At 41.2% G+C, this 21,563-nt stretch carries 17 protein-coding genes and 1 other RNA gene; 7 read left to right on the top strand and 11 right to left on the bottom strand.

Annotation, left to right across the window (positions count from 1 at the left end; all coding sequences use genetic code 11):
• Nucleotides 1-137: 137 nt before the first annotated feature.
• Nucleotides 138-1,436, top strand: a complete 1,299-nt coding sequence (brnQ, locus tag BKK54_RS07230; RefSeq protein ID WP_077542442.1) for a branched-chain amino acid transport system II carrier protein — start codon at nt 138-140, stop codon at nt 1,434-1,436.
• Nucleotides 1,437-1,522: 86 nt separating this feature from the next.
• Here brnQ and pgeF read toward each other — a convergent pair whose 3' ends face one another.
• Nucleotides 1,523-2,257, bottom strand: a complete 735-nt coding sequence (gene pgeF, locus BKK54_RS07225) for a peptidoglycan editing factor PgeF (protein WP_077542441.1) — start codon at nt 2,255-2,257, stop codon at nt 1,523-1,525.
• 1 nt (nt 2,258) lies between these two features.
• Nucleotides 2,259-3,233: a 23S rRNA pseudouridine(1911/1915/1917) synthase RluD gene (gene rluD / locus BKK54_RS07220; RefSeq protein ID WP_077542440.1), complete on the bottom strand. Its 975-nt coding sequence runs from the start codon at nt 3,231-3,233 to the stop codon at nt 2,259-2,261.
• Nucleotides 3,234-3,341: 108 nt separating this feature from the next.
• Here rluD and BKK54_RS07215 point away from each other — a divergent pair, with 108 nt between their 5' ends.
• Nucleotides 3,342-4,133 (top strand): outer membrane protein assembly factor BamD, encoded by a 792-nt coding sequence (locus BKK54_RS07215; RefSeq protein ID WP_077542439.1) that lies wholly within the window; start codon nt 3,342-3,344, stop codon nt 4,131-4,133.
• A gap of 57 nt (nt 4,134-4,190) precedes the next feature.
• On the opposite strand, the gene BKK54_RS11850 is transcribed toward BKK54_RS07215, so the two are convergent.
• From BKK54_RS11850 to pnp, 5 genes are all read right to left on the bottom strand, one after another.
• Nucleotides 4,191-4,340 carry a hypothetical protein gene (locus BKK54_RS11850; protein ID WP_167366621.1) on the bottom strand — a complete coding sequence of 50 codons (150 nt, stop codon included), beginning with the start codon at nt 4,338-4,340 and terminating at the stop codon, nt 4,191-4,193.
• Nucleotides 4,341-4,359: 19 nt separating this feature from the next.
• Entirely contained in the window at nt 4,360-5,781 is a 1,422-nt protein-coding gene (mltF, locus tag BKK54_RS07210; RefSeq protein WP_077542438.1) for a membrane-bound lytic murein transglycosylase MltF, read from the bottom strand.
• Nucleotides 5,782-5,861: 80 nt separating this feature from the next.
• Nucleotides 5,862-7,661 (bottom strand): DEAD/DEAH box helicase, encoded by a 1,800-nt coding sequence (locus BKK54_RS07205; RefSeq protein WP_077542437.1) that lies wholly within the window; start codon nt 7,659-7,661, stop codon nt 5,862-5,864.
• A gap of 69 nt (nt 7,662-7,730) precedes the next feature.
• On the bottom strand, nt 7,731-8,675 hold the full coding sequence (gene nlpI, locus BKK54_RS07200) for a lipoprotein NlpI (protein WP_077542436.1): 945 nt from the start codon (nt 8,673-8,675) through the stop codon (nt 7,731-7,733).
• An 81-nt stretch (nt 8,676-8,756) separates the two neighbouring features.
• A complete protein-coding gene (gene pnp, locus BKK54_RS07195) occupies nt 8,757-10,886 on the bottom strand; it encodes a polyribonucleotide nucleotidyltransferase (protein ID WP_077542435.1) in 2,130 nt (709 codons plus the stop codon).
• Between the two features lie 242 nt (nt 10,887-11,128).
• On the opposite strand from pnp, the gene nanQ reads away from it, so the two are divergent.
• A complete protein-coding gene (nanQ, locus tag BKK54_RS07190) occupies nt 11,129-11,596 on the top strand; it encodes an N-acetylneuraminate anomerase (RefSeq protein ID WP_077542434.1) in 468 nt (155 codons plus the stop codon).
• A gap of 241 nt (nt 11,597-11,837) precedes the next feature.
• Here nanQ and BKK54_RS07185 read toward each other — a convergent pair whose 3' ends face one another.
• The 4 genes from BKK54_RS07185 to polA all read right to left on the bottom strand — a co-directional run bounded on the left by BKK54_RS07185 (nt 11,838) and on the right by polA (nt 17,523).
• Entirely contained in the window at nt 11,838-12,059 is a 222-nt protein-coding gene (locus BKK54_RS07185; protein ID WP_077414580.1) for a sulfurtransferase TusA family protein, read from the bottom strand.
• Between the two features lie 14 nt (nt 12,060-12,073).
• Entirely contained in the window at nt 12,074-13,114 is a 1,041-nt protein-coding gene (locus BKK54_RS07180; protein ID WP_077542433.1) for a YeeE/YedE family protein, read from the bottom strand.
• 257 nt (nt 13,115-13,371) lie between these two features.
• Nucleotides 13,372-14,676 carry a serine dehydratase subunit alpha family protein gene (locus BKK54_RS07175; protein WP_077542432.1) on the bottom strand — a complete coding sequence of 435 codons (1,305 nt, stop codon included), beginning with the start codon at nt 14,674-14,676 and terminating at the stop codon, nt 13,372-13,374.
• 48 nt (nt 14,677-14,724) lie between these two features.
• A complete protein-coding gene (gene polA / locus BKK54_RS07170) occupies nt 14,725-17,523 on the bottom strand; it encodes a DNA polymerase I (protein ID WP_077542431.1) in 2,799 nt (932 codons plus the stop codon).
• Nucleotides 17,524-17,682: 159 nt separating this feature from the next.
• On the opposite strand from polA, the gene BKK54_RS07165 reads away from it, so the two are divergent.
• The 4 genes from BKK54_RS07165 to clpB all read left to right on the top strand — a co-directional run bounded on the left by BKK54_RS07165 (nt 17,683) and on the right by clpB (nt 21,552).
• On the top strand, nt 17,683-17,979 hold the full coding sequence (locus BKK54_RS07165; protein WP_077542430.1) for a cell division protein ZapA: 297 nt from the start codon (nt 17,683-17,685) through the stop codon (nt 17,977-17,979).
• Between the two features lie 76 nt (nt 17,980-18,055).
• Nucleotides 18,056-18,262, top strand: a non-coding RNA gene (ssrS, locus tag BKK54_RS07160) — 6S RNA.
• Nucleotides 18,263-18,276: 14 nt separating this feature from the next.
• Nucleotides 18,277-18,843 carry a 5-formyltetrahydrofolate cyclo-ligase gene (locus BKK54_RS07155; RefSeq protein WP_077542592.1) on the top strand — a complete coding sequence of 189 codons (567 nt, stop codon included), beginning with the start codon at nt 18,277-18,279 and terminating at the stop codon, nt 18,841-18,843.
• Nucleotides 18,844-18,981: 138 nt separating this feature from the next.
• Nucleotides 18,982-21,552, top strand: a complete 2,571-nt coding sequence (gene clpB, locus BKK54_RS07150) for an ATP-dependent chaperone ClpB (RefSeq protein ID WP_077542429.1) — start codon at nt 18,982-18,984, stop codon at nt 21,550-21,552.
• Nucleotides 21,553-21,563: the final 11 nt, after the last annotated feature.

The following is a 21,563-nucleotide window of genomic DNA, read 5'->3' as shown; positions in this document are numbered from 1 at the left end:
GATAAGTGCGGTTATTTTTATTGATATTTTTAGGTGAGATTGACAATGTGACTGAGTTCACATTTCTGCGTCTGAGCGTTAGGGTTCTTCTATACTTTTGTAGTAGAATGACTTCCTTTTTATGAACTGAGAAGATTATGTTTACTCGTAAAGATATTATTGTTTTAGGTATGATGATTTTTGCGCTTTTTTTAGGCGCAGGAAATGTTATTTTTCCGCCAATGGAAGGATTTACCGCCGGTACAAATTGGGCAACGGCTTCTTTTGGTTTTATATTAACCGGTGTATTTATGCCATTTATTACCTTGGTTGTTGTTGCCATGGTAGGGCGAGGTGAGGAACTTACCCGTGATTTGCCTAAATGGGCTGAGGTAGTTTTTTTAGCCACATTGTATTTAGTCATTGGTTCCTTATTTGCGATGCCGCGAGTGACTAACGTTGCCTATGAGATGGCGTGGTTACCGCTAAATATTGTGGAAGATAGCCCTTATACGCATTTTGTTTTCTCTTTTATTTTTAATATTGTCGGTATGCTTTTTATGCTTCGCCCAAATACGATTATTTCGACAGTGGGAAAATTTATGACGCCGGCATTATTAGTACTCTTAGTCGTCGTTACTGTGAATGTTGTTATTTCACCACTCTCTGATATTGTTGAACCAACTAAGGCTTATGTGACAAATTCTGCAATGACATCAGGGTTAATTAGTGGTTATCAAACAATGGATGTTTTAGCTGCAATTGCATTTGGGGGCATTGTGGCACGAGCGTTGGCTGTGAGAAATGTATCTTCTACACAAAATGTGGTGAAATACACGATTTCTGCCGGTTTGATATCGGTATTTTTATTAGCAGCTTTATATTTTGCACTGTTTTACTTAGGCGCAACCAGTGCACAAGTTTCCGAAGGGGCGACGAATGGTGGACAAATTTTCTCTCGCTATGTTAATGCCTTATTTGGTGCCGGTGGCACTTGGATTATGTCAGGTATTATTATTTTGGCGAATCTCACAACGCTTGTTGGCGTCACCAGTGCTTGTGCTGATTATTTCTCTAAATTTCATGTTCGTTTGTCCTATTCATTTTGGGTAATGGTATTTACTGCTTTGACAATAACGGTGGCTCAGACCGGTTTAACGGAATTACTACGTATTACTATTCCTGCATTATTGTTAATTTATCCTGTTGCAATTATGTTGGTATTTTTGCAGATTATTCGTAATAAGTTACCTAATATCACCTTTAGCTACTATTTCACACTACTTGTCACAGTGAGCTTTAGTGCTTGTGATAGTTTAAAAAATATAGATTTATTACCTCAAGGGATTGAAAATATCTTAAATTATTTGCCGCTTTATGCAGAGGGAATGGGGTGGTTGATACCGGCTTTTATCGCACTAGTCTTATCATTATTTTTAGGGAAACGATCAGCCTAATTAATCCTTTTTAGTTTAGAAAGGTTATGAATGAAAACAGGGATGAAACAATATTTCCATCCCTGTTTTTTTAGATAATTCATTTATTATTCAAACCAAATCACACTTGCCATTCTTCCCGTTTTTCCTTCTCGTCGATAAGAAAAGAACAGATCTTTTTCGTAAAATGTACAGTGTTCTCCGCCGGAAATTTCTACGATTCCTAGTTTGTTCAGACGCTGTATAGCAATTTGGTAAAGATTTCCGAAGTATTTTCCTCGTTGGTTTGGATCTGGCTGGAAAGCATTTTCCGCATGAGGATCAAATTTCATAAATTGCTCAATGACATCTTTTTCTACTTGGAATGCTTTTGGGCCAATAGCCGGTCCGAGCCAAGCTATGATATTTTGTGGCTCGGTATGAAAATATTTCACTGTTTCTTCTAATATTCCATCGCATAGCCCCCGCCAACCTGCATGAGCCGCAGCCACTTCGTTGCCTTGTTTGGTCGTAAAAAGCACAGGCAAACAATCTGCTGTCATCACGGCACAGACTTGTTTGGGTTGGTTGGTATAAACCGAATCGGCGTCAAAGTTATTGCCGGAATAAGGTAATTGGATGACATTAGTGCTATGAGTTTGAGTGAGAAATAAAGGGGAATGGGGTAAATGGAACGATTCCACCAATAAAGTGCGGTTTGTTTTGACCGCACTTTTTTCATCTCCCACATGATCACCTAAATTAAAGCTTGAAAATGGAGCTTGGCTTACACCACCGGCACGCGTTGTGGTAAAAGCATGAATATTGGACGGAACCTGCCATTTGGGAAAAATTGCTTTCATACTAGTAATCCAATTCTTCTTTGTGTTCAATATAGTCTGCTTTTAATGCACTGATTAATTCAACAAAATCATCAGGCAGAGGGGCATACCATTCCATGATTTCACCGGTAATTGGGTGGGCTAAACGTAGCATAACAGCGTGTAGAGCTTGGCGTTTAAAATTACGCAATACTCCCATAAAGGTTTCACTGGCATTTTTGGGGGGACGGGGGCGACCGCCATAAGTTTGATCGCCTAATAAAGGATGGGCAATGTGTGCCATGTGAACACGGATTTGATGGGTTCTGCCGGTTTCTAGACGTAAACGTAAACGTGTATAATTACGGAAGTTTTCCATAATGCGATAGTGCGTGACAGCCGGTTTCCCCATAGGGTGAACGGCCATCAGTGTCCGTTTGGTTGCATGACGAGCCATAGGTTGATCTACCGTGCCACCCTTTGTCATGATACCTGAAGCGACGGCTTCATATTCACGTGTAATTTTTCGCTTTTGTAAATCTCGCACTAGTTTGGTCTGTGCAGGGATGGTTTTTGCGATAACCATGAGACCTGTTGTGTCTTTATCTAAACGGTGTACGATACCTGCCCTAGGTACTTCAGCAATAGCCGGATAATGATAAAGAAGGGCATTCAATACCGTACCATTTGGATTACCGGCACCAGGGTGAACCACGAGATCTTTTGGTTTGTTAATAACGATAATGTCCTCATCTTCATACACAATATTCAATGGAATATTTTCTGGTTCAAAGCGGGTTTCATCTTCTACATCAACGGTAATTTCAATTTGTTCACCACCGAGTAGTTTTTCTCGAGGGACATTGGCGATACGGTTATTAATTTTAACGAGATCCGCTTCAATCCATGTTTTGAGCCGTGAACGGGAATATTCGGGGAACAATTCGGCGAGAGCTTGGTCTAAACGCAGTCCTGCTTGTTCAGGCTTAACCTCAGCTGAAAGGGTAATTTGTGGCATAAAATTTGTCTCAATCGTTTTAAAAGTTGGTTTATTTACCAATGTTATATAGAATACTTGCCAATTGTATCTGATTTATTGGCTTTCGTAAAAATTAAGGAAAAAACAATGCGTAAAATAAAATCATTAGCGTTGATTGCGGCGGCTGCCTTTGTGGTGAGCTGTTCAAGTGGAAATAAAGAAGTAGAACAGGCAACAGTGGGTGAGCTTTATAACAAAGGTGCAACAGCTTTACAAGAAGGGAGTTATTCCGAAGCTATTCGTTATTTAAATGCGACAACCGAACGTTTTCCTGGAAGTATTTACCAAGAACAGGCAATGTTGGATTTGATGTATGCGAACTATAAATCTCAGGATTACACAGGTGTATTAGTTACTGTAGATAGTTTTTTAAACCAATTTCCACAAAGTCAAAATCGTGATTATGCCGTATATATGGCGGGTTTAACTAACGCTGCGACAGCAGATAATGCGATTCAAGATTTTTTTGGGATTGATCGTGCAACGCGAGAAACAAGCTCGTTAAAAACTGCGTTTTCAAATTTCCAAAGTTTAGTACAGGCTTTTCCAAACAGCCCTTATTCACAAGATGCGTTAGGACGTATGGCTTATATTAAAGATTCCTTGGCTCGCCATGAATTAGAAATAGCCAAATTTTATGCAAAACGTAATGCAGATGTTGCCGTAGCGAATCGTGTTGTTGGGATGTTGCAATTATATCCCGACACTCTTGCCACTTATGAAGGTTTATTCCTAATGCGTGATGCCTATAAAAAAATGGGCTTAGAAAACTTAGCAAATCAAACCCAACAAATTATTGATGCAAATAAAGATAAGCAGTTTATGAAAGTGGAGAAACCGGAAGATCCTGAGCTGACCGTGCCAGCCACAACTAAATAAATAGAGAAAAAACCCCGATAGTCAGCCGGGGTTTTATGTTTTTTGCGAAAGCTTTATTTAGCTACCAAATTCTTGTAGAACAAATTGCATTGTATGTCGTTCAAATTGTTTTTGTTTACGGTGTTTTAGCCGTCTGATACGTGAGTTACGGGAAACAGAAATATCGCGTGATTTTACTTTTTTCAGAAAGGTTTTACGTTTTAGCATATCTATTTTCTCCTTATTTTTATTCCTCTCTATTGTCTATTTCATTTTCAAGCCCTGTGCTATTTTGGTTGCTCTGAACCCGATGATAATTCACAATATTATTCATATAACGGCGGATATTTTCCACATATTGATAGGCTTCATAACCTCTGGCATAGCCATATTTTAGGCTATTATAATGACGTTTTTCGGCTAATAATGGCAAGTTATTTTTTACATCAAGCCAATTATCCGGATTTCCACCTAATTTTTTTGTTAAACGACGAATATCCACGAGGTGGCCTAGTCCCATATTATAGGCGGCAAGCGCATACCAAATACGATCTTCTTGCGCAATACTATCAGGCATTTGTGAAACTAACCAATGTAAATATTCTGAACCTGCTTTTATACTTTGTTCGGGGTCTGTTCTATTGGTGATTTTCATACGCTCTGCGGTATCTTTGGTGAGCATCATCATTCCTCTTACACCGGTGGGAGACGTGGCATCAGGGTTCCAGTGGGATTCTTGGTAGGCAACGGCAGCTAATAAACGCCAGTCCAAGTTCCCTTTATATTTTTCAAAGAGCGGTTGATATTGTGGGAGAATTTTTTCAATAGCTTCCAAGTAAGCACGGCTATCGACATAATCAAATTGAGCAATATGGCGGAAATATTTTTCTTCAATACGATCAATCAGGCCGGTTTCTAAAGCATTATTCATAAAATCCAATAAGCCGGCTTGTAGCTCATTATAAGAATTATTAGCAAGATACCAATGCACACTGGATTCATCAGTTAAATCAAAGGCGATAGCAATATTAGGACGAATTTGCTGCACCATGGCGACATCTATAGAATTTGCGATAGTGTAGGGAATTTTGCCTTCTGAGACTTGTATGAGTAATTCTTCTTGTGTGAATTGTTTATTGTTTTTCCATTGTAATGTGGGAAATTTTTGTTGAAATTGTGAGAGCAATTCATCTAATTCCTGACCGCCCGAAATGACTATTTCCTGTTTTACCATGCTTAAATCTTTTGGTCTATTTTCCCCTTTTTTATAGACTAATTGCCAAGAAGCGGAGGTATAAGCGGGCCCAATTTGAAATTGTTCAGCGCGTTTAGGATGAAAAAGTAAATTGGCTGCAGCTAAATCAATTTGATTGTTTTCAAGTGAGCTGAAAAGGGAATCTGTATTTTCAAGCGTTTTTATTTCAAGTTCTACGCCTAAATAATCAGCAAAATTTTTTGTTAACTCATATTCCAAGCCTGATTCCCCTTTGGAATCAATGAAATAATAAATAGGGTTATTAATTGTGCCGACAATGAGCTTACCGCGTGATTGAATTGCAGCATAATGATTTTCTTCCGATTGCATGATTTTTTGCCAAGGAAAAACCATATCTATTGCCCAAAGGAGCAAAGCAAAAGCCGCGATAATGCGTAAAAATAAACCTTTCAAATACGTTTTCCTTATTTATAAAAGTTTGAAACGAATTTTTCGTGGCAAAGGGGAGGGGCTATCCCTACCCTCTATCTATATTAAGTGCGACGACCTCTTTGAGGTTTCTCGTTAAAAGTGCGGTTATTTTTTTCATTAAATTTACGCCCGCCACGATCACCATTATCGTTACCACGACCTCGCCGTTTTCCGCCGAAATCATCACGTTCACGTGAGTTTTCTGATTTTACCGCACCAAGGAATGACATTCTCATTTGCTTGTTTAGCACACGGGTTTTACCGAATTGTTGAAGTAATTCTTTTGGCATTCCTTGTGGCAATTCCACTGTGGAGTGATCATCATAAAGTTTGATATGACCGATATATCGGCTATTAATATCCCCCTCATTTGCAATTGCGCCAACAATGTGACGAACTTCAACGCCATCCATTCTGCCGATTTCAATACGGTATAAATCCATTGGTTGTGGGTTGCCGTAACCTTTTCGTTCTCCACGACGCTCTGCTGAACGAGGATTTTCACGACGTTCGGCACGATCATTACGGCGACGTTTTTCCATTGGCGGATCAGGTGGAAGGATTAATTTTTGTTTACCTTGAAGCAACATAAGCATTGCAGCCGCAATATCCTCCTGATCTTGATCAGCAGTGAATAAATCTTCTAATAGGCTACGATATTGTTCTAAATCGTGATGTTCAAGTTGTTTGGTGATTTTCGCCACGAATTTTTTACGGCGGCATTCTTGCAATATTAAGTGATTCGGTAGTTCTACCTCATTAATCGGTTTTTTCATCAGGTGTTCAATATTGCGGAGTAAACGGCGTTCACGTGGTTCTACAAACAACAATGCACGACCGGAGCGACCGGCACGACCGGTACGACCGATACGATGTACGTAAGATTCCGCGTCAAGCGGAATATCGTAGTTCACGACTAGGCTGATCCGTTCAATGTCAATACCACGTGCGGCAACATCTGTGGCGACAACAATATCAAGACTGCCGTTACGTAAGCGATCAAGGGTTTGTTCACGCAGTTGCTGGGTCATATCGCCGTTAAGTGCGGCAGAACGGAAACCGTTTTTCTCTAATAATTCAGTAATATCTAACGTAGCTGTTTTAGTACGGGCAAAGATAATGGCCGCATCAAAATCTTCTACTTCTAAGAAACGAAGTAGTGCTTCATTTTTGCGTACACCATGGACATACCAACAATTTTGCTCAATATCCGGTGCATTTTCGTTATTGACTTTAATTTTCACTTCTTGCGGATCATTCATAAAACGCTTGGTGATTCGACGAATGGGTTCCGGCATTGTGGCGGAGAAAAGAGCGGTTTGATGATGCTCAGGTAATTCAGCCATGACCGTTTCCACATCGTCAATAAAGCCCATTCGTAACATTTCATCAGCTTCATCCAATACAATGAAACGAAGTTCGGATAAATCTAACGTGCCACGACGAATATGATCAAGGATACGCCCCGGTGTGCCTACGACGACTTGTGCACCTTGTTTTAATGCGCGTAGTTGAATGTCATAACGTTGCCCACCGTAAAGGGTTACGATACGTACGCCTTGTGCGTGTTTGACAAATTGCTCGCAAGCGTCAGCTACTTGAATGGCAAGTTCACGGGTTGGTGCCATCACTAACATTTGAGGATATTTTTCGCTTGTATCAATTTGAGCTAATAGTGGCAAGGAGAATGCCGCTGTTTTGCCACTACCGGTTTGAGCCATACCCAACACATCTTTGCCGTTGAGCAAGTGAGGGATACAGGCTTGTTGAATTGGAGAAGGGGTTTCAAAACCTAGGTCAAAAACTGCTTTTAAGATGAAGTCAGGTAAGCCTAAGTCATTAAAGGTGATTTTGTCAGTCATTAAAATACTCGAATATAAAAAGGAAAGCTCAAAGAGGGCTTTCGGTTTAACTTTTGAATAAAGTGCGGTCTAAAAATTTCCAGTTTTTGTTACCGCACTTTTTACTTCTTTTTCCTGTTCTGTTTGAGCAGGTTTTAGTTTCATTAGCTCAAAAGAGGCAAAACGATACTCAACAAAGTTATAAACCTGATTCGCCATAGCCAGTTTAAATAAAGCCGCCGCTTCATCAACCAGCCCTACATTGAGTTTTTGTTTTGCTAGATAAAAATAGGTTTCCGTAAGAATTTCAGCATATTGTTGTGCATTTTCAGCAAATTCGCCGGCACGCTGCTGTAATTCTTCCAAAGAAATGTGCCCTAAGTAGTATTGAACGATATTTGTACCCCAGAAGTCCTTTGATAGCCCTTTTGCTCGTTCAACAAGGTTTTTATGGGCATCTTGTGGTTTTAATTTTTGTTCATTCAAATACAGCCATAAGACACGATAAGGATCTTTTATATCGGCTTGGTAGAACTGTAAGAAATCTTGCTCGGCAAGATTATAGCGTCCTACATAATAAAAATTTAAACCACGATTAAGGTGGGTGTAGTCATAGCCTGGATCTAATTCAAACACAGCATTGAAACTTTCCAATGCCCCGTCGTAATCTTCCTCAAGCAATAAGTAAAGCCCTAGATAGTTATATACCGAAGCCATTTTAGGCTGTAGTGCTAGAGCTTGGATAAAATCATAACGTGCGAGTCCCCATAAACCGAGGGAATCATATAGAACACCACGTTCAAAATGTAATGACGCCCGTTCTTCGTTACTCATTTTTCCAACAAGCAATACTTGACTGATTCGTACAATCATCACTTCTTGTTCAAAGTGAACATTAGGATTTTGTTCAGCAAGTACTACAAAATTTTTAGACACAAAAGTACCATTGGATTGAATACAACCGGTAAGAAACAATATTGCACATAAGCTAAATAAATAGGCTAGACAACGGTGAAATAACCGAAAATACTGCATTTGCTTTCTTTTGTGTGACTAATTAAAAAATAACAAAACTTGATGGTGTTACACCACCAAGTTTTGATTAAGTTATCAAGATTATTCTAACTCTTCAGTAGATTCTTCTTGAATGTTTTCAGCATCTTGTTTTGGTGTAAGTTCTTTCATTGTCAGGCGAATACGACCTTGACGATCGATTTCGACGACTTTCACATCGACTTCTTGGCCTATTTGAAGATAATCACTCACTTTTTCCACACGCTCTTCCGCAATTTGTGAAATGTGAACTAATCCTTCTTTATTGCCTACGATAGCGACGAATGCACCAAAATCTGCTAAGCGTGTCACTTTGCCTTTATAAATTGCACCTGCTTCGACTTCCGCCACAATTTCTTCAATGCGAGCCATCACATTTTTTGCCGCATTATTATCGACTGCGGCAATTTTTACCGTACCATCATCGTCAATATCAATTGAAGTACCGGTTTCTTCGGTTAATGCACGGATAGTTGCTCCACCTTTACCAATCACATCTTTGATTTTTTTCGGATCGATTTTCATCGTATGAATACGTGGTGCATAGTCAGAAATATCAGAACGAGGTGCTGGAATGGCTTGTTCCATGACGCCAAGAATGTGCATACGTGCGCTTTTCGCTTGATTTAAAGCGATTTGCATAATTTCAGGGGTAATTCCTTCAATTTTAATGTCCATTTGAAGTGCGGTGACACCCTCACGGGTACCGGCCACTTTAAAGTCCATATCGCCAAGATGATCTTCATCACCTAGAATATCGGAAAGAACAACGAATTTTTCTTCTTCTTTCACGAGCCCCATTGCAATACCGGCTACTGCCGCTTTAATTGGTACACCGGCATCCATTAGGGCAAGAGACGCACCACATACGGAAGCCATAGAGGAAGAACCGTTAGATTCAGTGATTTCAGATACCACACGTACTACATAAGGGAACTCAGCAAGGCTTGGCATCACGGCTGCTACACCACGTTTTGCTAAACGACCATGACCGATTTCACGACGTTTTGGTGAGCCGATCATACCGGTTTCACCGACAGAGTACGGAGGGAAGTTATAGTGGAATAAGAAATGATCGGAACGCTCACCGGTCAATTCATCAATAATTTGGGCATCACGCTCAGTACCTAACGTCGCCACGGCTAAGGCTTGAGTTTCACCACGGGTGAAAATTGCTGAACCATGAGTGCGAGGTAACACACCGGTGCAAATATCTAAAGCACGTACGGTATCTACGGTACGGCCATCAATGCGTGGCTCGCCGGCAATGATACGACCACGGACGATTTGGCTTTCAAGGGCGGTGAAAATATCAACGATTTTACCTTCACTGATTTCCTCGTTTTCTGCCGTAATTTGTGCGATAACATCAGCCTTAATCGCATCAATTTGCTCATAGCGGGTTTGTTTTTCTGTAATACGATAGGCATCACCCAAACGCGCTTCTGCGATAGCTTTTACTTTATTGATTAAATCGGTATTTGGTTCAGGTGCAACCCAATCCCAACGAGGTTTACCGGCTTCTGCGGTAAATTCTTTAATCGCTTCAATCACAACTTGTTGTTGTTGATGACCGAATACCACTGCAGATAACATTTGTTCTTCTGTTAAAATATCCGCTTCAGATTCCACCATTAATACGGCTTTATCCGTTCCAGCTACAACAAGATCCAAACGGCTTTGTTTTTGTTCAGCCATAGTTGGGTTTAACACGAATTGATTATTGATAAAACCAACACGTGCCGCACCGATAGGACCGTTAAAAGGGACGCCCGATAGCGATAAAGCCGCAGAAGCACCAATCATCGCCACTAAATCCGGGCTAATTTGTGGATTGACAGAAACAACGGTCGCCACCACTTGAATTTCATTGAAGAAACCTTCCGGGAATAATGGACGGATAGGACGGTCGATTAAGCGGGCAATGAGGGTTTCGCCTTCGGAGGGGCGGCCTTCACGTTTGAAAAAACCACCAGGAATACGACCGGCAGCATAAGTACGTTCTTGATAATTAACGGTTAATGGGAAGAAATCTTGACCTTCTTTTACATCTTTTTTGGCTACAACGGTAACAAACACGCTGGTGTCATCCATACTTGCCATGACGGCGGCAGTAGCTTGACGGGCAATCGCACCGGTTTCTAATGTGACGGTGTGCTGACCATATTTAAATTGTTTAACAATTGGATTCACAATGTTTTCCTTTAATTTTGATATTAAAAACAACGCTTTATTTTCCAGATTGCGACTAGCAAAAGAAATTTCAAAGAAATGTAGGAATACATATATCAGAAAAATGTCTTTTGTTAGCCGCACGCTAATACAGAAAATAAAGCTTAGGCATTATACAGATGTTTTAATGTGATTGGTAACTTTATTTCATATCATCAACTTGTTATGATAGCTCAACTTTTATTCATTCATGAGGAGCGAAGATGATTATTAGCAGCTTAATCAACCCGAATTTTAAAGTGGGCTTACCGAAGGTGATCGCAGAAGTATGCGACTATCTTAATACACTAGATCTCAAGGCATTAGAAACAGGTCGCCACGATATTAACGATCAAATTTATATGAACGTGATGGAACCGGAAACTGCCGAATCAAGCAGCAAAAAAGCGGAATTGCACCATGACTATCTAGATATACAAGTATTAATCCAAGGAACGGAAAACATTGAAGTCGGCGTCACCTATCCGGATTTAACTCAATATGAAGATTATAATGAAGCCGATGACTATCAACTGACAGCGGATATTGAGAATAAATTTACCGTCACATTAACGCCTAAAATGTTTGCCGTATTCTACCCCTACGAACCGCACAAGCCATGTTGTGTGGTGAATGGAAAACCGGAAAAAATTAAAAAACTTGTGGTGAAAGTCCCTGTTTCATTAGTCTAGTTTTTTTACTTAAAGTGCGGTTAAAAATTTCGGTATTATTATGTAGTAAATGCACAAAAATAGACATTTCAACGATATGTAGGGATACACTGCGTGTGTCCGGATTTTAACATATTGAAATCATTTTGATTTTATAACGGACACACGCAGTGTGTCCCTACAAACCACCAAAAAAACAGATTTATGCAATTGCTACATAATACTGAAAAATTTCCTTGTTTTTTAACCGCACTTCATCGTGTTATTTCAAGACAGTAATTGTCCACTTTGCATCGCCGATTTGTTCAAAATTCGTCACTTCATAACCTTCCTCTGCTGCCCAAGCTGGGATTGCTTCTGTGGCTTGAGTACAATCGAATTCAATTTCAAGCCCATCGCCTTTATTGAGTTTTGCCATTTCGGCTTTTGCTTCCACTAAGGGGAAGGGACAAACTAAACCCAGTGTTGGTAATTTGACAATCATTTTTTTCTCCTAATTTAAGCGTTTGCAGTTTTTAATCGTTGTGGACGGATGATGGTGAAGTAAGCGGCAAACCAAGTGCCAAGTACTATTAATGGAAGGGATACCCAACCTTGCCATGAAAAATAAGCAGTGGCGACAAGGGCATTGCCTATTGAGCAACCACCGGCTAAGCTCGCACCTATACCCATTAACGAACCACCGAACGCACTACGTATCATGGTTTGAGTATCCGGTAGGCGGAGACGAAATTCGTTGCTGCCTTTTGCGGCAATGAATGAACCGATAAAGATCCCTAATACCAAGAATACGCCCCAATTGATGAATTTTGTCTCATTGGTGATGAGATATTGTATAATGTTTGCCGATGGCGTGGTGATACCTAAACCGCCAATTCGTCCGGTTGCCACACTTAACGGCCAAGCTGCAAATGCAATCAAACCGATTAATATGGCGGAAACAAAGGTATGCCAACGTTTTTCAAATAAAATATGGGCAATGCCGGTTTTCTTCGGTTTTAGTGTGGCGATTTTCACCTGTGGTTTTGCAAGGTGTTTATACGCATAATAGCCAGTGACAAGGGTTAGTAGTGCTACCAGCCACCATGCAGATATTCCAACACTTTCATAAATACTGCGTTCGTCTATTTTTACACTGCGTAATGTTTGGTTGAATTCACCAAGTGGACCTGTACGCATCATCGCACTAAACAGCATATACATGAACAACGCCACCCAGCTACCAATTAAACCTTCTGCCGCACGATACCAAGTCCCTGTTGCGCAGCCACCGGCATAAATAATACCGATACCAAATACAAAAGAGCCCACTATAACGGCAACAAATTCAAAATTTTTGGCAGGCTCAATATTCAGACAGCCGACTTCTTTTAAAATAAAAAAACCGATAGATTGCACGGTGATAGCAATCAACAAAGCAACAAACATTTTATTGCTTTTTGTCACATATAAATCACGGAATGCGCCGGTAATACAAAATCGCCCCCGTTGCATCACAAACCCAAGCAAAATACCACAGAATAACCCAGTCAAAAGCATAGCCCCCCCTAAGATAATCTAGAAAAAGAATGAGTTATTTTTAATAAATTCAACGAGAATATGCCAAGAACTTTTAGTTAATTGATATGTAATTTGGGAATAAAAGTGCGGTCGAAAAATCCAGTATTATGTAGCAAATACACAAAAATAGAAATTTCAACGATATGTAGGGACACACTGCGTGTGTCCGAAATAAAATTATTTCAATATATTATCATCAGACACACTCAGTGTGTCCCTACAAATAAACAAAAAAACTAAGGACAAGGTTTGTTCACCATAATCTCAATGACTTGGCGATCGATATGTTGCATACTTTTTGAAGCGATGGCGCAGAGGTTGTCGATAGTGCGATCCAGATCGTGTTCAACGATGCCTTCATTGCCGGTAACGTGAGTTTCATCCATTGCCATAAGTACGGATTTATAACCTGATGCCACACTGGTGGAGACTTTCATTGCACAACTGTTTGCTGCACCATCACAAATAATGCCGCTGATATCGCCGATCATACTGCAAATGCCCATGCTGGCAGTTTCAAATTTCCCCGTTAATAAATAAGCAATGCCAGCACAGCTTCCCATAGAGGCGGTGGTGACGGCACAAAGTGCGGATAATTTCGGCAGTTTACTGTGAATATAAATCGCCATTAAATGTGATAAAAATAAGGCTCGGAGGCGTTTTTCTTCATCGGCATTCAAATAATCGGCCACCACCACAACGGGCATAGTCGCCGCAATACCTTGATTTCCGGAGCCGGAATTACTCATGGCTGGCAAGGTAGCACCGCCCATTCTGGCATCGGAAGCCGCTGTGGTTTCGATCATAATTTTGCTGAGTAAATCGTCTGAAATTAAACCGCTCCCTACTTGTTTACGCAAGGTTCGCCCAATATGTAAGCCGTAATTCTCCCGTAAGCCTTCATTGGAAAGGGCTCGATTGAGTTCGGCGGCTTGTCCGATAAAGCGAATTTTATCTAAGGCAACCTCGCAGGAGAATTCAAAAATTTCACGAGCGGTGACCTGTTTGAAAATTTCATAAGGATCAGTATCGGCACATTCATTTTCGGTTTTTTCAAAGAGGATCTCGCCATTTTTTTCAATCAAAATCACATTGGTATGTTGATCTTGAATAGCGACTTTGACCCAATCCTTATCTGCGAAAAGCACGGCTTCGGAGTAGAGGATATGATCCGTTGGGTGAATATCGACACTCACCCGTTTTTGATCAAGCATGGCTTTTGCAGCTGAAACCTGTTGTGCGGTGATCTGTTTTAACACTTCCAACCCACCTTCAGGATCACCGCCCAAGGCACCGATTGCCGCCGCAATGGGCAAGCCCACCATACCTGTTCCCGGTACGGCGACACCTAAACCGTTTTTCATCAAATTGGCGGAAACTTTAGCCTCAATTTTGCTAGGCGTTTTACCTAAGTATTTTGCCGCTGTTGCACAAGCCAGGGCGAGAGAAATCGGTTCGGTACAGCCCAATGCTGGCACAACATCACGTTTGACGATATAAAGTAGTGGCTTTTCAATTTGCTGTAATCTTTCTTGGTTCATCATCTTTTTTAAAATTAAGTTATGAATAATTTATGCCTTTATTGAACATTAATGGGCTTCATCCCAATTTTTCCCGAGGCCGACATCTACAATCAGAGGTACGACAAGTTCAGCAGCAGTTTCCATATTTTGTTTGATGAGTTCACTAAAAAATTCCACTTTTTCCGACAGCACTTCAAACACTAATTCATCGTGGACCTGCATAATCATATCAATATCAGGATCATGGCGAACAAGTTCATCGAGTTTAATCATTGCACGTTTAATAATATCTGCCGCCGTACCTTGCATTGGAGCGTTGATGGCAACCCGTTCTGCCCCTTTGCGACGCATAGCGTTGCTAGAGTGAATATCCGGCAAATATAAACGGCGACCGAATAGGGTTTCCACATAGCCCTGTGCTTTGGCTTTTTCTCGGATATCCTGCATAAAGGTTTGTACTGCTGGATAACGTTGGAAATATAAATCCATATATTTTTGTGCATCAGCACGTGGAATACCAAGCTGACGGGAAAGCCCAAAGGCAGACATACCATAAATCAGACCAAAGTTAATGGCTTTCGCATTGCGGCGTTGTTCACTTGTGACCTCATCCAATGGCACACCGAAGATTTCCGCAGCGGTGGATCGGTGAATATCTTTGCCTTGGGCAAAGGCGTTAATCAACCCTTGATCCTGTGATAAATGCGCCATAATGCGTAACTCGATTTGAGAATAGTCGGCCGCCACCACAGAATAACCTTCACGCGCAATAAAAGCCTGACGAATGCGGCGACCTTCTTCATTGCGGATCGGGATATTTTGTAAATTCGGATCGCTGGAGGATAAACGCCCTGTGGCAGTCACGGCTTGATGGTAGGAGGTATGGACACGCCCTGTGTTAGGCTCCACCATTTGCGGCAATTTATCCGTATAGGTGGATTTGAGTTTACTCAGCCCTCTGTGTTCTACTAAGACTTTTGGTAATTCATGACTGTAAGCCAATTCTTCCAACACTTCCTCATTTGTGGATGGGGCACCTTTCGGCGTTTTTTGTAAAACGGGTAAGCCCAACTTATCAAACAAAATCTCTTGTAATTGTTTGGTGGAGGCGAGATTGAAGGTTTGTCCGGCGAGTTCATAGGCTTGCGTTTCAAGTGCGGTCAATCTTGCGGAGATTTCGTTAGATTGTACAAATAATGCATCACTGTCAATTAACACACCGGTTCGTTCCATGTGGGAAAGGACACTGAGTAATGGCAATTCAATATTCTCAAGAAGTGTGGTTAGGCTCGGTTCAGCTTGTAATTTTTCCCATAAAACTTGGTGGAGTTTCATGGTGATATCAGCATCCTCGGCAGCGTATTCGGCGGCTTTTTCTAAGGGGATTTGATTGAAAGTCAGTTGATTTTTACCTTTGCCCGCAATGTCTTCAAAACGAATGGTTTGATGCCCTAAATAGCGTTTGGCAAGATCATCCATATTGTGGCGACCGGTGCTATCTAACACATAGGATTCCAACATGGTATCAAATGCCACACCCTGCACCTCAATGCCGTTACGTGCCAAGATAGTCAGATCGTATTTGATATTTTGTCCCACTTTTTTTATGTCGGCATTTTCAAGAATGGGTTTGAGGGCAGAAAGTGCGGTTGTTTTTTCAAGAGTTTTTGGCGCACCAAGATAATCTAATTGCAACGGAAGGTAAGCGGCTTCGCCATTTTCTAGGGCAAAAGAAAGCCCGACGAGATTCGCCGCCATATAATTGAGACTGTCGGTTTCCGTGTCTAGGGCGAATAAATCAGCCTTTGATAATTTATCAATCCAACGGCTTAAATCGGCTTCCGTCAGAAGGGTTTCATATTGGCTGCGATCAATTTGAAATTTGGGCTGATTTTCAACCGAACTTTCAGCAGAAACCGTTGGTGTAGCTTGATATGGGTTGATCTTAACTGCTTGGTCGTTAACCTGTGTGATAGAATCCGAACCGTTCATCACTTCACTCAGCCAGCGTTTAAATTCATAACGGCCAAAATATTCAATTAATCGGTCATTATCGCTTTCCCCAAGCAATAATTCATCAGGTGTGATACTTAATGCGACATCGGTTTTAATGGTCGCAAGGGTGTAAGACAAATCTGCATTTTGCTTTTCAGCCAATAATTTCTCGCCGAGTTTTTTCGCCCCACGAATCGGTAATTCGGCGACTTTGTCGAGATTGGCATAAATATCGGTCATACTACCAATCCTTTGTAACAGCCCAAGCGCAGTTTTCTCACCTACACCGGCTACACCGGGAATGTTATCCGAACTATCGCCCATCAGTGCCAGATAATCAATAATGAGTTCCGGCGGAATACCGTATTTTTCAATGACACCTTCGCGATCTAATAAGCTATTGTTCATGGTATTGATGAGCATAATATTCTCATCAACCAACTGTGCCATATCTTTATCCCCCGTACTAATCAGCACATTTTTTCCCGCACGGGAGGCTTGTACGGCGAGGGTGCCGATCACATCATCTGCCTCTACGCCTTCTACCACTAAAAGCGGAATACCAAGGGCACGAATCATATCGTGGAGCGGTTGAATTTGTTTTCTGAGATCGTCCGGCATAGGTGGGCGGTGGGATTTATACTGTTCAAACAATTCATCACGGAAGGTTTTCCCTTTGGCATCAAACACCACCGCTATGTGGCTTGGTTGCACCTGAGATATCAGGCTTTTCAGCATATTTAACACACCGTACATCGCACCGGTTGGTTCACCGGCAGAATTGGTTAATGGGGGGAATGCGTGAAACGCGCGATATAAATAAGAAGAACCGTCCACTAAGACCAGTGGGTTTGCTGCGATTTGTGCCATAAAAATCTCGTTTAATATAATTAAAGTGAGCGCATTATAGCGTAAATCTTGAAAGGGCGCGAACGGATAGGATTAGTGATGATGAGCAAAATATATGACGGGAAAGTTTGCCTATGGCATAATATTTCGCACTCAAAAATATCACTTGAAGGGAATACCATGTCATTAAAACTGGTTGAAATTGTCGTATTAGGGCAAGTATTACGTTTAAATGTGCCTCAAGATCAAGAAGAGGCATTGCGCCAAGCCGCACGCCATTTAGATGCCTTGGTATCTGAAATGAAAGAAAAAACAGGATTGATTCAACTTGATCGCGTATTGTCTATTGTTGCATTAAATTTAAGTTTTGAGCTTACGCAGGAAAAGAATAAAAATGCACAAATTGAAGATGTACTGAAAACGCGGATTCAACAGTTAGATCATTCTTTGGGGAGTATTCGCTCAACAAGAGAATAATTTGTGAACAATATCACAATTTTAAAAAATTAAGACTGGCAAAAAATGGTGCTTTCCGCTAGTATAGCCGCATAAGAATTTCCTGGAGTGCTCGTCAGTGGGTTATGTCCCTGAGCCGATACTTAAAATCTTATAAATCGGTTTCCCGTCATTGGTGTGTAGGCTTTGCCTTTATTTTTCATCTGAATCATAAAGGAATTAAGAAACCTAAAAATGGCCTTATCGATTTCCTTGAACCATCGGGTTCAAGGACTACTACCCGCAACGGCACTCTGGGTTCTTTCCTTTTTCTCTTCTATGAATATTCAGCAACAACGTCAGCAAATTCGTCGTCAGATTCGAAAAACTCGTTCGAATTTAACCGCACTTCAACAGCAGCAGGCAGAACAAACCATTACGCAACAGGCCCTTAATTTGATTGAATATCATCAAGCAAAAAATATTGCATTATATCTTTCTTTTGATGGTGAAATTTCGACCCAAGCCCTAATAAAAATGCTTTGGAAAGAAAATAAAAACGTGTTTTTGCCCGTTTTGCATCCCTTCGCAAAAAATCACTTACTTTTTTTACAATACTTGCCCGATACCCCGATGGTACAAAATCATTTTGGCATTTGGGAGCCGAAATTGAATGTTCAAAATGTGTTGCCGCTCAATGAGTTGGATATGCTTTTTACCCCCTTAGTTGCATTTGATAAACAAGGTAATCGTCTCGGAATGGGCGGTGGTTTTTATGATCGAACCTTGCAAAATTGGCAACAAAAAGCCTTTCTTCCTATTGGTTTAGCTCACACTTGTCAGCAAATTGACACATTGCCTATTGAACATTGGGATGTGCCTCTCTTTGATATTTTGGTTGGATAAATCTATCATTTCAATTTAATTGATAGGTAAAATCAAAAATATCTTGTTTTTCCCCTTGAAATCATTCCAAATGATCTTACTTACTCGATGTGAATGGCAAAAGCCAAATTGAATGTAAGTTAAGAGGGAAAAGAAAAAATGAACATAGAAAAATTTACCACAAAATTTCAACAAGCCTTGAGTGAGGCACAATCGCTTGCTCTTGGCAAAGATAATCAATTTATCGAACCGGTGCATTTATTGACCGCACTTTTAAACCAACAAGATGGCTCGGTTGCCCCGATTTTAACCGCAAGCGGGGTAAATGTTGCCTTATTGCGTAATGAGTTAAATAGCGAACTCAATAAATTGCCGCAAGTTTCCGGCAATGGGGGGGATGTGCAAATTTCCCGTCAATTACTTAACTTATTGAATTTATGCGATAAACTCGCCCAACAAAGACAGGATAAATTTATTTCAAGCGAATTGTTTTTGCTTGCTGCACTGGAAGAACGCGGTTCATTAAAAGACATTTTAACCAAGTGCGGGGCGAAAAAAGAACAAATTGCACAAGCGATTCAACAAATTCGTGGAGGACAAAGCGTGAACGATCAGAATGCAGAAGAAAGCAGACAAGCTCTTGAAAAATATACCATTGATTTAACCAAACGGGCAGAAAGCGGCAAACTTGATCCGGTGATCGGACGTAATGAAGAAATCCGTCGAACCATTCAAGTTTTACAACGCCGCACGAAAAATAACCCGGTTTTAATTGGTGAACCGGGTGTGGGAAAAACAGCCATTGTAGAAGGCTTGGCACAGCGTATTGTCAATGGGGAAGTGCCGGAAGGATTGAAAAATAAACGTGTTCTTTCTTTAGATATGGGCGCGTTGATTGCGGGCGCAAAATATCGTGGTGAATTTGAGGAACGCTTGAAAGCGGTATTGAATGAATTGGCAAAAGAAGAAGGTCGGGTCATTCTGTTTATTGATGAAATTCATACTATGGTAGGTGCCGGTAAAACCGATGGTGCCATGGATGCCGGTAACTTGTTAAAACCGAGTTTGGCACGGGGGGAATTGCACTGTGTAGGGGCGACAACCCTGGATGAATATCGTCAATATATTGAAAAAGATGCGGCATTGGAGCGTCGTTTCCAAAAAGTGTTTGTGGATGAGCCAAGCGTGGAAGACACCATTGCGATTTTACGTGGTTTAAAAGAACGCTATGAGATTCACCACCATGTGGATATTACCGACCCGGCTATTGTGGCGGCGGCGACCCTTTCACATCGTTATATTTCCGATCGCCAATTGCCGGATAAAGCCATTGATTTAATTGACGAGGCGGCATCCAGTATTCGTATGGAAATTGATTCCAAACCAGAACCGCTTGATCGTCTTGAACGTCGCATTATCCAATTAAAATTGGAGCAACAAGCACTGAAAAAAGAAGAAGATGAGGCGAGCCGTAAACGTTTGGAAACCTTAGAAAAAGAACTTGCCGATAAAGAACGTGAATATGAGGAATTAGAGGAAGTATGGAAATCTGAAAAAGCCGCTCTTTCGGGTTCACAGCATATTAAACAAGCACTGGATGCGGCGAAAACCGAAATGGAGCAAGCACGCCGTGCCGGTGATTTAAACAAAATGTCGGAACTACAATACGGTCGCATTCCTGAATTGGAAAAACAGCTTGCTCAGGCTGAAACGAGCGAAGGCAAAGAAATGAGCTTATTACGTTATCGTGTGACCGATGAAGAAATTGCGGAAGTGCTTTCCAAAGCCACAGGGATTCCAGTGTCCAAAATGATGGAAGGGGAAAAAGAAAAACTGTTGCGAATGGAAGAAGAATTGCACAAACGTGTGATTGGTCAGAACGAAGCGGTGGATGCCGTAGCCAATGCGATTCGCCGTAGTCGTGCCGGATTGTCGGATCCAAACCGCCCGATTGGTTCTTTCTTATTCTTAGGGCCGACCGGTGTAGGGAAAACGGAATTGTGTAAAACTTTGGCAAAATTCCTCTTTGACAGTGATGATGCCATGGTGCGTATTGATATGTCGGAGTTTATGGAAAAACACAGTGTTTCCCGTTTAGTTGGTGCCCCTCCGGGTTATGTGGGTTATGAAGAAGGCGGTTATTTAACCGAAGCAGTACGTCGTCGTCCCTATTCTGTGATTTTACTTGATGAAGTCGAGAAAGCGCACGCTGATGTCTTCAATATTTTGTTACAAGTGTTGGATGACGGGCGTTTAACCGATGGACAAGGCAGAACCGTCGATTTTCGTAATACGGTGGTGATTATGACCTCAAACTTGGGTTCCCATTTAATTCAGGAACATCAAGGCGAAGGCTATGAGGAAATGAAAAATAGGGTGATGTCGGTGGTGGGGCAACATTTCCGTCCGGAATTTATCAACCGTATTGATGAAACCGTGGTGTTCCACCTGTTGGCGAAAGAAAATATCCGTGCCATTGCAAGCATTCAATTAGAACGTCTGGCAAAACGTATGGAAAGCCGTGGTTATGAAATTGTATTCAGCGAAGGACTCATTGATTTCATTGGTGAAGTAGGCTATGACCCGGTTTATGGCGCACGCCCGTTAAAACGTGCGATTCAGCAAGAGATCGAAAATCCATTGGCACAACAAATCCTTTCCGGTCAATTACTGCCAAGCAGTGTGGTGACTGTGGATTATGCTGATGGCAAGGTTGTCGCAAGACAATAAATTCCAAATAC

Source organism: Rodentibacter genomosp. 1, from assembly GCF_001999285.1.
Classification (GTDB): domain Bacteria; phylum Pseudomonadota; class Gammaproteobacteria; order Enterobacterales; family Pasteurellaceae; genus Rodentibacter.
This window is presented reverse-complemented; position numbering and strand designations above follow the sequence as displayed.